The organism is Variovorax sp. P1_H2 (assembly GCF_056405295.1).
The window spans coordinates 1-14092 of record NZ_JBFUCJ010000068.1; the positions used below are offsets into that span (position 1 = coordinate 1).

The window sequence follows — 14092 nt, forward strand, 5'->3', positions numbered from 1 at the left end:
CCGCAAGCAGCGCCGCGCCCGCCATTCCGGGCGCGCCGCCGATGATGGCGACGTCGCCGTAGCTGCCCTTGTGGGAGGACTGCCGGCGGGCGGCCGCAACCGGTGCACCGGGCAGCCGCGCGGCCGGGGGCGCGGCACCGGGGTCGACGTCCAGGTCGTCGAACCAGACTTCGCCGGCGGCATCGCGGCCCTGGGCCGTGAAGAGGCCGGGCTTGAGGGTCAGCAGGCTGAGGCAGAGCCGGCGGGCATTCGTCGGCCCCGGCGAAGCCGGCGGCAGCTCGAACGACAGTGCTCCGGTGTCGGCGTCCAGCCCCGAGGGCGTGTCCACGCTCAGCAGCGGCGCCGGATCGGCGTGCATGCGCCGCAGCCAATCGAGCATGCGGCCTTCGGGTGCCCGCGTGGCGCCGATGCCGAGCAGCGCGTCGATCGCCAGGTCATGCTGCGCCGGTGGCGCGTCGGCGAAGCGGACGCCGGCGTCGCGTGCGCGCTGCAGCGACGCGCGGGCGTCGCCCGGCAGCCGATCCTCCTCGCCGACCCAGGTCACGACCGGCGCGAATCCGCGCAGCTGCAACCGGGCCGCCGCTTCGAAGCCATCGCCGCCGTTGTTGCCGGGCCCGCAGGCGATCCAGAGCGTGCGCGCCTGCGGTGCGATCGCCATCGCAAGGCGCGCGACCGCCAGGCCGGCGCGCTGCATCAGCGTGTGCGGCGGCAGGGCGGCCGCGGCCGATTGCTCGATCCGCCGCGTGGCCGCGACATCGAACAGGGGGGCGGCGGTGGCGGAGGTGATGCGTTGCATGGCGAGCCTTAGTGTTGCAGCAGGCGCTCGATGCCGAGCCCTTCGAGGTCGATGCCGGCGTCGCGGCCGGCGATCAGATCGGCTACGACGCGTGCGCTGCCGCAGGACAGCGCCCAGCCGCTCGAACCATGGCCGAGATTGAGCCAGATGCCCGGCACGCCGCTCGCGCCGAGGATCGGCGGGCCGTCCGGCAGCATCGGCCGCGCGCCCTTCCATTGCTGCACGCCCGAACGCAGCGTCACGGCGCCGGGGAACCAGTCCTGCAGCACCTTGTACAGCGTCTGCAGCGAAGCCGGGTTCAGCTTGGCCTGGGAGCCGCCGAGCTCGGCGCTGCCGGCCACCCGAACGCGCAGGCCGAGCCGCGAGATCGCCACCTTGTAGCGCTCGTCCATCACGGCGCTGCGAGGCGCGTTGAGCGGCTCGCGGATCTGGGCGCTGACCGAGTGGCCGTATACCGGCGCCAGTGGAATGTGCAGTCCCAGCGGTTTCAGCAGCGCGGCCGAGTCGACGCCGGCGCAGACCACCACGGCATCGAAGCGATGCGCCTCGGAGCCCGCGGCCAGCGACAGCGAGGTCGGTGCCGCCCGGCTCAGCGGCGCCAGGTCGCAGTTGAAATGGAACTGGGCGCCGAGCGCCTCGGCCTCCCACTTGAGCAGCAGCGCGAACTGCCTGCAGTTGGCGACTTCGTCGTCCGGCAGATGGATGGCGCCGGCCAGCGCGGTGTCGGTGCTGAGCGCCGGCTCGATCTTGCGGGCCTCGTCCGCGTCGAGCTCGCGGAAATTGCTGCCGGCCGCGCGCAGCACCTCGAGCCCGGCCTGCACCAGCTTCTTCTCGCGCTTGGAGCGCAGCAGCACCATGTAGCCGTCGCTGCGCTCGTACTCGAGTTCGCAGGCCTCGCTGATGGCGTGCAGCCGGTTGCGGCTGTAGAAGGCCAGGCGCTGCATCCGGGAACGGTTGGCCAGGTAGGTTTCGAGCTTGCAGGCGCGCTGCCAGCGTGCCATGAAACCGACATCGCGAGACGACAGCGGCCAGCGCAGCTTGACCGCGCCATGCGTGGACAGCAGCGAGCGCAGCACCTTGGCGCGCATGCCGGGTCCGGCCCAGGGGGTCACGTAGCCGGGCGCGACCACGCCCGCATTGGCGAAACTCGACTCCTCGGCGGCGGCACCGCGGCGCTCGAAGACCGCCACCTCATGGCCGTCGGAGGCCAGCTCCCATGCAGTGGTGACGCCGATGATCCCGGCTCCCACGATTGCGATTTTCATTCGTTACTTTGGCGGTGAAAGGTAGGGGTCGGTGCCCACGCGAGCGCACCGGCCCTGGCGACTTTATAGCGCCCGTTCGGCTTGCAGGGCGACGGCCAGCACCGCATCGTCGTGCAGCGCGGCATGCCACAGCATCAGCCCGACCGGCAGTTCGCCTTCGGCGTGGCAGGGCAGCGAGATGGCGCAGCCGTCCAGCATGTTGACCACCGAGGGGTTGCGCAGCAGCAGGGCGTTGACGCGGAAGAACTCGTCGTCGCGGGCCTCGCCCGGCGCGACGCTGGCGATCGTCGGCGCGGTGATCGGCACGGTCGGCGAAAGCACCGCGTCGAACGGCGACAGCAGCTGCTCCATGCGCACGATCCAGTCGCGCCGGGCATGGACCAGGTCGATGTATTCGTGCGCCCGCATCGTGGCGCCCTTGAGGATGCGCTGCGCCACGCGCGGGTCGTAGCCGGCGCCGCTGCGTTCCAGCAGCAGGCGGTGCCAGGCGTAGGCCTCGGCAGCCGAGAAGCCGCCGGTGGCGTTGATCGCGGGCAGGTCGGCCAGCGGCGGCAGGTCGATCTCCTCGATGCGTGCTCCGGCCTTGCCGAGTTGGCCCAGGGCCCGTTCGAAGGCCTTGGCGACCACCGGGTCGAGGTCGTCCTGGAACAGCTTCCGGACCACCGCCAATCGGTAGGCGGCCAGCGGCGCCGTGCCGGGCGTCACCCGCCGCGCCGCGAGGATCTGGTGCGCCGTGACCGCATCGCGCACCGAGCGTGTCATGGCGCAGACAGTGTCGAGCGTGGTCGACAGGGGCAGGGCGCCTTGCGCCGGCACCAGCCGCGCGGTGCTCTTGAAGCCGACGATGCCGTTCAGCGCCGCCGGAATCCGGATCGAGCCCCCGGTATCGGAGCCGAGTCCGATGAAGGCCGCCCCGCCGGCCACGGAGATCGCGGCCCCGGACGACGAGCCGCCCGGGATGCGTGGGGTGGCGGGATCGGCGAGGTTGGCCGGCGTGCCGTGGTGCGGGTTGACCCCGACGCCCGAAAAAGCGAACTCGGTCATGTTGGTGCGGCCCAGCAGGGCGCCGCCGGCCGCGCGAAGGCGTGCCACGGCGACCGCGTCGGCGCGCGCCGACGGCGCATGGGTCAGCACCACCGACCCGGCCGGCGTCGGCTGGCCCGCGATGTCGAACAGGTCCTTGGCCGAGAAGGCCAGCCCGGCGAGCGGCTGGTCGCGCCGGGCGGCGGCGGCTTCCGCGCGGGCCTCGTCCGGCATCGTGCGGGTGAAGGCGTGCGCGCAGGCCGGCGAGGCGGCGGCGGCGAGGCTCTGCGCCAATTCGGTGCGAGCGTCGGAGGTGGTCGCCAGCAGGGCGAGGCGGGTGGCGTGCAGGTCGGGTCGCATGGTAAGGGTGGCCGGTCGGAGGAGGGGCAAGGGGCGGTGCGTGCTATACTCCTTGGGTTTCGCCCAAGCGGCCACAAGCCAATTCCACGAGGAAATTGGGCGAGACGCATCCGCAAACCAGCCCATTCAAGGTGTTGCAAGGCTTTCCCTCAGTGGAAAGCACGCAAAACGGGCTGGATTTTAGACCCAACCTTTGGAGTTATTCCTTATGTCGACCACCATGCGCGAAATGCTGGAAGCCGGTGTCCATTTCGGCCACCAGACCCGCTTCTGGAACCCCAAGATGGCCCCGTACATCTTCGGCCATCGCAACAAGATCCACATCATCAACCTGGAAAAGTCGCTTCCGATGTTCCAGGACGCGATGAAGTACGCCAAGCAGCTCACCGCCAACCGCGGCACCATCCTGATGGTCGGCACCAAGCGCCAGGCCCGCGAGATCGTGGCTGCCGAAGCCCGCCGCGCCGGCGTGCCCTTCGTCGACACCCGCTGGCTCGGCGGCATGCTGACCAACTTCAAGACCGTCAAGACCTCGATCAAGCGCCTGAAGGACATGAAGGCCCAGCAGGAAGCCGGCCTCGACAGCCTGAGCAAGAAGGAGCAACTGACCTTCTCGCGCGAAATCGCGAAGCTCGAAAAGGACATCGGCGGCATCCAGGATATGAACGCGCTGCCCGACGCCATCTTCGTGATCGACGTCGGCTTCCACAAGATTGCCGTCGCCGAAGCCAAGAAGCTCGGCATCCCGCTGATCGGCGTGGTCGACTCGAACCACTCGCCTGAAGGCATCGACTACGTGATCCCCGGCAACGACGACTCGTCGAAGGCTGTCACGCTGTATGCCCGCGGCATCGCCGACGCGATCATCGAAGGCCGAAACAGCGGCGTCAACGACGTCGTGAAGGCCGTGGCTGAAGGCGGTTCCGACGAATTCGTCGAAGTCGAAGAGGGCGCTTCCGCCTGATTCAAGCTCGCTCGAGCCTGAAGAAGGGGCTTCGTTGCCCCTTTTTTTTAATCTGATTTTCGCGGACGCCCGTGCGGCGGCCGCAACTGACAAACCGAACGGAGTACACACATGGCAACGATCACCGCAAGCATGGTTGGCGAACTGCGCGCAAAAACCGACGCCCCGATGATGGAATGCAAGAAGGCCCTGACCGAGGCCGACGGCAACATGGACAAGGCCGAAGAGCTGCTGCGCATCAAGCTCGGCAACAAGGCCGGCAAGGCCTCGGGCCGCATCACGGCCGAAGGCGTGGTCGCCGCGTACGTCGATGGCGATGCCGGCGCCATGATCGAGATCAACTGCGAAACCGACTTCGTCACCAAGAACGACAGCTTCCTCGCGCTGGCCAATGCCGCCGCCATGCTGGTCGCCAAGAACAACCCGGCCGACCTGGCGGCGCTGGGCGCCCTGGCCTACGAGCAGGATGGTTTCGGCCCGACGCTGGAAGACGTGCGCAAGGGCCTGATCGGCAAGATCGGCGAGAACATGAGCTTCCGCCGCTTCAAGCGCTTTGCCGGTACGGCCAAGCTGGCGTCGTACCTGCACGGCACCCGGATCGGCGTGATGGTCGAGTTCGAAGGCGACGAAACCTCGGCCAAGGACGTCGCGATGCACATCGCCGCGATGAAGCCGGTCGCGATCTCGGCATCGGACGTGCCGGCCGACCTGATCGAAAAGGAACGCGCGGTTGCCGCCGGCAAGGCCGAGGAAGACCGCAAGGTCGCCGAAGCCGCCGGCAAGCAGCCGCAGCCGGCCGACATCGTTGCCAAGCGCATCGAGGGCGGCGTGCAGAAGTACCTGAAGGAAGTCTCGCTGCACAACCAGGCTTTCGTGAAGAACGACAAGCAGACCGTCGAGCAGATGCTCAAGGTCGCCAACACCTCGATCAAGGGCTTCACGCTCTACGTGGTGGGCGAAGGCATCGAGAAGAAGGTCGACGACTTCGCGGCCGAGGTGGCGGCGCAGGTCGCTGCTGCCAAGGCTGCGGCCTGAGTCACGCCGCCGGCGGCAGCGCACGTGACGCGCTRCCGCTTCTTCACAGTCACGTTTTACACTCGCACCCGCTCATCTCAAAGGAACCGCCCATGCCCGACACCCGCCCAGCCCACAAGCGAATCTTGTTGAAGCTGTCGGGCGAGGCGCTGATGGGGGACGACGCCTTCGGCATCAACCGCGCGACCATCGTGCGCATGGTGGGCGAGGTGGCCGAGGTCGTGAACATGGGCGTCGAGGTGGCGGTCGTCATCGGCGGCGGCAACATCTTTCGCGGCGTTGCCGGTGGTTCCGTGGGCATGGACCGCGCCACGGCCGACTACATGGGCATGCTGGCCACGGTGATGAACGCGCTGGCGCTGGCCGACGCGATGAACAAGCAGGGCCTGATCGCCCGCGTGATGTCGGCCATCGCGATCGAGCAGGTGGTCGAGCCTTACGTGCGCCCCAAGGCCCTGCAGTACCTCGAAGAGGGCAAGGTCGTGATCTTCGCCGCCGGCACCGGCAACCCCTTCTTCACGACCGACACGGCGGCCGCGCTGCGCGGTGCCGAGATCGGCGCCGAGTTGGTGCTGAAGGCAACCAAGGTCGATGGCGTCTACACCGCCGATCCCAAGAAGGATCCGAGCGCCACCCGCTACACCAACCTGAGCTTCGATGAAGCCATCGCACAAAACCTCGGCATCATGGACGCCACGGCCTTCGCGCTGTGCCGCGACCAGAACCTGCCGATCAAGGTGTTCTCGATCTTCAAGAACGGCGCACTCAAGCGTGTCGTGATGGGCGAGGACGAAGGCACCCTCGTGCACGCTTGAGGAGAATGAACCCATGACCATTGCAGACATCCGCAGTGCGACCGACGCCAAGATGAACCAGTCGCTCGCCGCCTTCCAGAACAACCTGACCAAGATCCGTACCGGCCGCGCCAATCCGGCCTTGCTGGATTCGGTCCATGTCGACTACTACGGCTCGTCGGTGCCGCTGTCGCAGGTGGCCAACGTCGCGCTGCTCGACTCCCGCACGATCAGCGTCCAGCCCTGGGAAAAGGGCATGGGTGCCAAGATCGAGAAGGCGATCCGCGAGAGCGACCTGGGCCTCAACCCGGCCTCGATGGGCGACCTGATCCGGGTTCCGCTGCCGCCGATGAGCGAGGAGCGCCGCAAGGAAATGACCAAGCTGGTGCGCAACGAAGGCGAGACCGCCAAGATCGCGACGCGCAATCTGCGCCGCGACGCCAACGATGCGATCAAGAAGCTGGTCAAGGACAAGCTGGCCTCGGAAGACGACCAGAAGCGGGCCGAGGCCGAGATCCAGAAAGTGACCGACCGCCACATCGCGGAAATCGACCGCCTGGTGACCGCCAAAGAAGCCGAGATCATGGCTGTCTGAGGTCACATGCCCCCACGCTCATCACCTCGTGTATCACTGCCCCTCGAGGGGGCGCTCAGAGCCCTTCGGGCGGCCGGGCGGGCTCTGACATGAAGCAAGTCGGCCCCGCGGTTCCCCATCACATTGCCATCGTCATGGACGGCAACGGCCGCTGGGCGACGCGCCGCTTCCTGCCGCGCGTCGCGGGGCACAAGCAGGGCGTCGAGTCGCTGCGGCGCTGCGTCAAGGCCTGCGTGGCACGCAACGTCGCAGTGCTCACCGTGTTCGCCTTTTCGTCCGAGAACTGGAACCGGCCGGTCGAGGAAGTGTCGGGCCTGATGGACCTGATGGTCGGTGCACTGAGCCGCGAGGTGCCGAAGCTGAGCCAGGACGGCGTCCGGCTGCACTTCGTCGGCGAGCGCGGCGGGCTGTCCGAGAAGATGATCGCCGGCCTGGTCCAGGCCGAAGCCGCGACGGCGCACAACAGCCGTCTGGTGCTCAATGTCTGCTTCAACTATGGCGGCCGCTGGGACATCGCCCGCGCCGCAGCCCAGGTGGCCGCCCGCGGCCAGCCCCTGACCGAGGCCAACCTCGATGCCGCCATGGCGCTCGCGCACGTGCCCGACCCCGATCTGTTCATCCGCACCGGCGGCGAGCAGCGGCTGTCGAATTTCCTGCTCTGGCAGAGCGCCTACGCGGAACTGTTCTTCAGCGACCGCCTGTGGCCCGAGTTCGACGAGGCAGCCCTCGACCAGGCCATCGCCGCGTTCCAGCGCCGCGAACGCCGCTACGGCCAGACGTCCGAGCAGCTCGGCGCCGGCGGTCCAGGCGATCAGCGAGTCGCCTGAGCGCATGCTCAAACAACGCATCATCACTGCGGTCGTCCTGCTGGCGATCCTGCTGCCCGCGCTCTTCTATCCCTCGCACGTGCCCTTCGCCTGCGTGATGCTGGCGCTGATCGGGGCCGCGGCCTGGGAGTGGGGCCGCCTCAACGACTACGGCCCGCGCATGTCGCTGTTCCTGGGCGCCGAGATGGTGCTGCTGTGCGCGCTGTCCTGGTGGCTGGGCCTGCTGCAGAGCCCGCTGCTCGGCGTCTGGATCGTCGCCAGCGCAGCCTGGGTGCTCGGCGGTGCCGCGCTGCTGCGGGTCGCGGTGCCCGGCTGGCCGCGCGTGCCCAAGGGGCTGCGCCTGGTCGGCGGCCTGCTCGCCCTCTGGGTGGCCTGGCTGGCGGCGGTACAGGCACGCATGGTGGGCATCAATTTCCTGCTCTCGATCCTCGTGCTGGTCTGGGTCGCGGACGTCTTCGCGTATTTCACCGGCCGGGCCTTGGGGCTCAAGTTCACCCGCAACAAGCTGGCGCCGACCATCAGTCCCGGCAAGAGCTGGGAGGGTGTCTGGGGCGGCATGGCCGGCGTGGTCGTGCTGGCGCTGGCCTGGGCCTGGGGCGACTCGGCTGCCCAGGCGACGGTCGCCAGCCTCTACACGCGGCTGGCCGAACGGGGCTGGTGGCTGCTGCTGATCGGGGTGGTCTTCATGGCGGCCATGAGCGTGGTCGGCGACCTGGTCGAGTCGCTGATCAAGCGCAGCGCGGGCGCCAAGGACAGCAGTGCCCTGTTGCCCGGCCACGGCGGCGTGCTCGACCGGATCGACGCCTTGCTGCCCACGCTGCCGATCGCCATGATGCTGGCTTTCCTATGATTCCAATCAGACAACGCGTCACGGTGCTCGGTTCGACCGGCTCCGTCGGCGTCAGCACGCTCGACGTGATCGCGCGCCATCCCGAGCGCTTCGAGGTCTTCGCCCTGTCGGCAGCGACCAAGGTGGACGAACTGTTCGCGCAATGCGTGCATTTTTCGCCGCAGTTCGCCGTCATGGCGAGTGCGCCGCATGCGGCGCTTCTGGCCGACAAGCTGAAGGCGAGCGGCTTGCCGACGCGGGTGCTGAGCGGCGAGGGCGCCATCGAGGAGATCGCTTCGCACGAGCAGGCCGACGCCGTGATGGCGGCCATTGTCGGCGCCGCCGGGCTCGGCCCCTGCCTGGCGGCCGCGCGGGCCGGCAAGCGGCTGTTGCTCGCCAACAAGGAGGCGCTGGTGGTCGGTRGCGAGCTGTTCATGCACACGGTCCAGGAAGGCGGCGCGGCGCTGCTGCCGATCGACAGCGAGCATTCGGCGATCTTCCAGTGCCTGCCCGAGGATCGCCGGACCTGGGCCGAGCGCGTCGACCACGTCCTGCTGACGGCCTCCGGCGGCCCGTTCCGGCAGCGCGATCCCCGGACGCTGGCCGAGATCACGCCCGAGCAGGCCTGCGCCCATCCGAATTTCTCGATGGGGCGCAAGATTTCCGTCGACTCGGCCACCATGATGAACAAGGCCCTCGAAGTGATCGAGGCCCGCTGGCTGTTCGACCTGACGCCCGAGCAGGTCAAGGTGGTGATCCACCCGCAGCAGATCATCCACTCGATGGTTCAGTTCCAGGATTCGTCGGTGATCGCGCAGCTCGGCACGCCGGACATGCGGGTGCCGATCGCCTGTGGCCTGGCCTGGCCGGAGCGCATCGAGAGCGGCGCCGGCAGGCTGGACTTCGCCTCGCTGGCGGCCCTGACCTTCGAGGCCGCCGACGCGATGCGTTTCCCGGGACTGCACCTGGCATGGCATGCGCTGCGGGCTGCGCCCGGGACCACTGCGGTGCTGAATGCGGCCAACGAAGTGGCGGTCGAGGCCTTCCTCGACCGGCGGCTGCGCTTCGACCGCATTCATGCGGTCAACCTGGAAACTTTGGAGCGGGTGCTGCCCTCCAAACCCTCGTCGCTCGCGGACTTGCTCGACCTGGACGCCGGCGCCCGTGCCGCGGCCCGTGCCGCGGCGCTTCGTTTCGCGGCCTGATCCCATTCAACCCCGGGGAATCCGATGCTCACAGTCGTTGCCTTCATCGTCGCGCTCGGCCTGCTGATCGCCGTGCACGAATACGGGCACTACCGGGTCGCGGTCGCTTGCGGCGTCAAGGTGCTTCGTTTCTCCGTGGGCTTCGGCAAGACGCTCTATCGCTGGCAGCCGAAGCGCCAGCATCCGGGCCAGAACACCGAGTTCGTGATCGGCGCCTTCCCGATCGGCGGCTACGTCAAGATGCTCGACGAGCGCGAGGGGCCGGTGCCCCCCGAGGAGCGCCATCGCGCCTTCAATACCCAGCCCCTTCGTTCCCGCGCCGCGATCGTTGCCGCCGGCCCGATCGCCAACCTGCTGCTGGCGGTCGTGCTCTACACACTGGTCAACTGGATCGGCGTCCTGGAGCCGGCTGCGACGCTGGCCCGTCCGGTGGCGGCATCGCTGGCCGAGCAGGCGGGACTGCAGGGCGGCGAACACATCGCACGGGCCGGTTTCGACGGACAACTGGAGGCCGTGCAGTCCTTCGAGGACCTGCGCTGGCGCATGACGCGTGGAGCGCTCGACGGCCGCGACCTGACGCTGGAGATCGCAGGCGAGGGTGGCCGGCCGGCGCGCGAACTCGTGCTGCCGCTGAGCCGCCTCGAGGCCAGGGATGCGGATGCGCAGATGTTCCGCAAGATCGGCGTCATCGCACCGATGACCCGCGCCGAGATCGGCGAGGTGATGGCGGGCAGCGCCGCCGAGCGTGCCGGCCTGCGCAACGGCGACCTGGTGCGCTCGGTGGGTGCGACGCCGATCGTCGATGGCCTGCAGCTGCGCGAGGCGATCCGGGCCTCGATCGACAGCGGCCAGCCGCGCACGCAAGCCTGGCAGGTCGAGCGCGGTGGCCAGTCGATCCGCATCGATGTCACGCCGGAGGTCCGCGACGAGCCGACCGGCAAGATCGGCCGCATCGGCGCCTATGTCGGCGCCCCGCCCGAGATGGTGCTGGTGCGACAGGGCGTGGTCGACGGCATCTGGCGCGGCGTGGTCCGCACCTGGGAAGTGTCGGCACTCACCGTTCGCATGATGGGCAAGATGGTGATCGGCGAGGCCTCGCTCAAGAATCTCAGCGGGCCGCTCACGATCGCCGACTACGCCGGCAAATCCGCCAGCCTGGGACTGACCCAGTACTTGGTGTTCCTGGCCCTGATCAGCGTGAGCCTGGGGGTCTTGAACCTCATGCCGCTGCCGGTCCTCGATGGTGGACACCTGATGTATTATCTTTGGGAGGGCCTGACCGGCAAGAGCGTCTCCGACGCCTGGATGGAAAGGTTTCAGCGCGGCGGTGTCGCGCTGCTGCTGGTCATGATGTCGATCGCACTCTTCAACGACGTCACGCGGCTCTTTGGTTAACTTTTCTGCCAGCCCTTTCCGGCCCTGGCCCAATTCACAGATGAACACAACATTCAGTCGCTTTCGCCTGCGCAGCGTTGCCGCGGTAGTGGCCAGCGCCCTGGCGGCCACGGCGGCCTGGGCGGTCGAGCCTTTCACCGTACGCGACATTCGTGTCGAAGGCCTGCAGCGGGTCGAGCCGGGAACGATCTTCGCCTCGATGCCCCTGCGCGTGGGCGACATCTACAACGACGAACGTGGTTCTGCCGCCATCCGGGCGCTGTTCGACCTGGGTCTGTTCAAGGACGTGCGCATCGACGTCAACGGCAACGTGCTGGTGGTGATCGTCGAGGAGCGGCCGACCATTGCCGATGTCGACTTCGTCGGCACCAAGGAATTCGAGAAGGCGGCGCTGCAGAAGGCTTTGCGCGAGGTCGGCCTGGCCGACGGGCGCCCCTACGACAAGGCGCTGACCGACCGTGCCGAGCAGGAGCTCAAGCGCCAGTACGTGAGCCGCAGCCTCTACAACGCGCAGGTCGTGACCACGGTCACGCCGATCGAGCGCAACCGCGTCAACCTGACCTTCACCGTCACCGAAGGCGACCCGGCGCGTATCCGCGAAGTGCACATCGCCGGCAACAAGGACTTCAGCGAGTCGACCCTGCTGAGCCTGTTCGACCAGGACGCCGGCGGCTGGCTCAGCTGGTACACCAAGTCGAACCAGTATTCGCGCGCCAAGCTCRMYGCCGACCTCGAGACGCTGCGCTCGTACTACCTGTCGCGCGGCTACCTCGAGTTCCGCATCGACTCGACGCAGGTGGCGATCTCGCCCGACCGGCAAGACCTCTCGGTCACGGTCAACMTCACGGAGGGCGACAAGTTCGTGGTCTCCGGCGTGAAGCTCGACGGCAACTACCTGGGCCGGGAAGAAGAGTTCAAGACGCTGGTCACCATCAAGCCCGGCGAGCCCTACAACGCCGAGCAGGTGACCCAGACCACCAAGGCCTTCTCAGACTATTTCGGCTCCTTCGGCTATGCCTTCGCGCGCGTGCAGGCCACGCCCGAGATCGATCGCACGACCAACCGGGTGGCGCTGACCCTGAACGCGCAGCCGGAGCGCCGGGTCTACGTGCGGCGCGTCGCCATCGGTGGCAACAACCGCACGCGCGACGAAGTGATCCGGCGCGAGTTCCGCCAGTACGAGGCCTCCTGGTACGACGGCGACAAGATCAAGCTGTCGCGCGACCGGGTCGACCGCCTGGGCTTCTTCAAGGAAGTCACGGTCGACACGCAGGAGGTGCCGGGCGTGCCCGACCAGGTCGACCTGACGATCGAGGTGACCGAGAAGCCGACCGGCTCGCTGCAGCTGGGCGCCGGCTTCTCGAGCGCCGACAAGGTCAGCCTGACCTTCGGCATCTCGCAGGAGAACGTGTTCGGTTCCGGCAACTACCTCGGCGTGCAGGTCAACACCAGCAAGTACAACCGCACGCTGTCGCTGATCACCACCGACCCCTACTTCACGAAGGAAGGGATCTCGCGCACCTTCAGCCTCTACACCACGACCACCCAGCCCTACTACGCCAACATCGACGGCAACTACAGGCTGACCAATGAGGGCGGGTCGATCCGTTTCGGCGTGCCGTTCAGCGAGCGCGACACGGTGTTCTTCGGCGCCGGCGTGGAGCGTTATCGCTTCGACCCCGGGACCTCCATTGCCGGCTACGTGCCGAACTCCTACCAGACCTATTTCGGCTGCCTCACCGGACCGAGCAACTTCCTGCTGTTTTGCAACAACCCGAGCGTCTCGGGCATCCCGTTGACCATCGGCTGGGCCCGCGACGACCGCGACAGCGCGCTGGTGCCGACCAATGGCGTCCTGCAGCGCGCCAACCTCGAGGTCGGCGTTGGCGGGGACATGAAGTACTACAAGGCCGCCTACCAGTACCAGCAGTTCTTCCCGCTCAGCAAGCAGTACACCTTCGCGATCAATGGCGATCTGGGCTACGCCGGGGCGTACAGCGGCCAAGTCTACCCGATCTTCAAGAACTTCTACGCCGGCGGCCTGGGTTCGGTGCGCGGCTTCGAGCAGAACTCGCTCGGCCCGCGCGACATCCCGTTGATCGGCCAGACCGTGGGCGCCGCGATCGGCGGCACCAAGAAGGCGGTCTTCAATGCCGAGCTGAGCACGCCATTCCCGGGCGCCGGCAACGACCGGACGCTGCGTCTCTATACCTTCCTCGACGTCGGCAACGTGTTCGGCGACCGCACGCCGTGGTCGACCGACGCGCAGTGGGATTCGATCAAGAAGCTGCGGGCTTCGGTGGGCCTGGGCATCAGCTGGGTTTCGCCGCTGGGTCCGCTGCGGATCGCCTACGCCCTCCCGGTCGTGTATCAGCAGGAAGACCTGAGCCAGCTGATCCCCCAGGATAGAATTCAGCGTTTGCAATTCCAGATCGGAACCACCTTCTAATGACTCCATTGCTCCGTGCCGCCGGCGCGCTGCTTGTTCCTGTCTTCATGGCCGCAGGGATGCCTGCCCATGCGCAGGAAACGTTCCGCATCGGTTTCGTCAATCCGGACCGGGTGCTGCGCGAAGCGCAGCCGGCGAAAGCCGCCCAGGCCAAGCTGGAGGCCGAGTTCCTCAAGCGCGAAAAGGATCTGACGGCACAGGGCGCGGCACTCAAGGCGGCGTCCGAGCAGTTCGATCGGGAGGCGTCGACGCTGTCCGAAAGCCAGCGCTTGGTGCGCCAGAAGGCGCTGGTCGACCAGGATCGGGATTTCCAGCGCCGTCGTCGCGAATTCCAGGAAGACCTGAACGCACGCAAGAACGAAGAGCTGCAGCAGGTCTACGAGCGTGCCAACCGCGTAGTCAAGCAGGTGGCCGAGGCTGAGAAGTACGACGCCATCCTCCAGGAGGCGATCTACATCAACCCGAAGCACGACATCACCGAAAAGGTGATCAAGGCGCTCAACGCGTCGACCAACGCGTCGACCTCCCCCGGCGGCAAGTAGCGCCATCTATCGG

Annotated in this window: 13 protein-coding genes; 10 read left to right on the forward strand and 3 right to left on the reverse strand. The window is 67.7% G+C overall.

What is annotated here, in order from left to right; genetic code table 11:
* The 3 genes from AC1D2E_RS21450 to AC1D2E_RS21460 all read right to left on the reverse strand — a co-directional run.
* Window positions 1-796: NAD(P)H-hydrate epimerase (locus tag AC1D2E_RS21450; RefSeq protein ID WP_478199267.1), on the reverse strand; the 796-nt coding region annotated here is incomplete at its 3' end.
* 8 nt (window positions 797-804) lie between these two features.
* Complete coding sequence (locus tag AC1D2E_RS21455) at window positions 805-2061, reverse strand: D-amino acid dehydrogenase (protein ID WP_478199268.1); 1257 nt, start codon at window positions 2059-2061, stop codon at window positions 805-807.
* Window positions 2062-2124: 63 nt separating this feature from the next.
* Window positions 2125-3444, reverse strand: coding sequence for an amidase (locus AC1D2E_RS21460; protein WP_478199269.1), 1320 nt, complete (start codon window positions 3442-3444; stop codon window positions 2125-2127).
* Between the two features lie 208 nt (window positions 3445-3652).
* Between AC1D2E_RS21460 and rpsB the strand changes: the two genes are divergently transcribed.
* The 10 genes from rpsB (at window position 3653) to AC1D2E_RS21510 (ending at window position 14079) form a co-directional block, all read left to right on the forward strand.
* Window positions 3653-4408 (forward strand): 30S ribosomal protein S2, encoded by a 756-nt coding sequence (rpsB, locus tag AC1D2E_RS21465; RefSeq protein ID WP_478176501.1) that lies wholly within the window; start codon window positions 3653-3655, stop codon window positions 4406-4408.
* A gap of 111 nt (window positions 4409-4519) precedes the next feature.
* Window positions 4520-5443 (forward strand): translation elongation factor Ts, encoded by a 924-nt coding sequence (gene tsf, locus AC1D2E_RS21470; protein ID WP_478199270.1) that lies wholly within the window; start codon window positions 4520-4522, stop codon window positions 5441-5443.
* A 92-nt stretch (window positions 5444-5535) separates the two neighbouring features.
* Window positions 5536-6258 (forward strand): UMP kinase, encoded by a 723-nt coding sequence (gene pyrH / locus AC1D2E_RS21475; RefSeq protein WP_478176499.1) that lies wholly within the window; start codon window positions 5536-5538, stop codon window positions 6256-6258.
* Between the two features lie 13 nt (window positions 6259-6271).
* The gene (gene frr / locus AC1D2E_RS21480) at window positions 6272-6832 is read left to right on the forward strand and encodes a ribosome recycling factor (protein WP_478199271.1); all 561 of its coding nucleotides are present in this window, start codon (window positions 6272-6274) and stop codon (window positions 6830-6832) included.
* An 89-nt stretch (window positions 6833-6921) separates the two neighbouring features.
* Window positions 6922-7659 (forward strand): polyprenyl diphosphate synthase, encoded by a 738-nt coding sequence (uppS, locus tag AC1D2E_RS21485; protein ID WP_478199272.1) that lies wholly within the window; start codon window positions 6922-6924, stop codon window positions 7657-7659.
* A gap of 4 nt (window positions 7660-7663) precedes the next feature.
* Window positions 7664-8509 carry a phosphatidate cytidylyltransferase gene (locus AC1D2E_RS21490; RefSeq protein ID WP_478176496.1) on the forward strand — a complete coding sequence of 282 codons (846 nt, stop codon included), beginning with the start codon at window positions 7664-7666 and terminating at the stop codon, window positions 8507-8509.
* 5 nt (window positions 8510-8514) lie between these two features.
* Entirely contained in the window at window positions 8515-9693 is a 1179-nt protein-coding gene (ispC, locus tag AC1D2E_RS21495) for a 1-deoxy-D-xylulose-5-phosphate reductoisomerase (protein WP_478199293.1), read from the forward strand.
* Window positions 9694-9717: 24 nt separating this feature from the next.
* Window positions 9718-11088 (forward strand): RIP metalloprotease RseP, encoded by a 1371-nt coding sequence (rseP, locus tag AC1D2E_RS21500; protein WP_478199273.1) that lies wholly within the window; start codon window positions 9718-9720, stop codon window positions 11086-11088.
* A 40-nt stretch (window positions 11089-11128) separates the two neighbouring features.
* The gene (bamA, locus tag AC1D2E_RS21505) at window positions 11129-13537 is read left to right on the forward strand and encodes an outer membrane protein assembly factor BamA (protein ID WP_478199274.1); all 2409 of its coding nucleotides are present in this window, start codon (window positions 11129-11131) and stop codon (window positions 13535-13537) included.
* Window positions 13537-14079, forward strand: coding sequence for an OmpH/Skp family outer membrane protein (locus AC1D2E_RS21510; protein WP_478176493.1), 543 nt, complete (start codon window positions 13537-13539; stop codon window positions 14077-14079). Before bamA ends, AC1D2E_RS21510 begins: the two co-directional genes overlap by 1 nt.
* The last annotated feature ends 13 nt before the right edge of the window (window positions 14080-14092 follow it).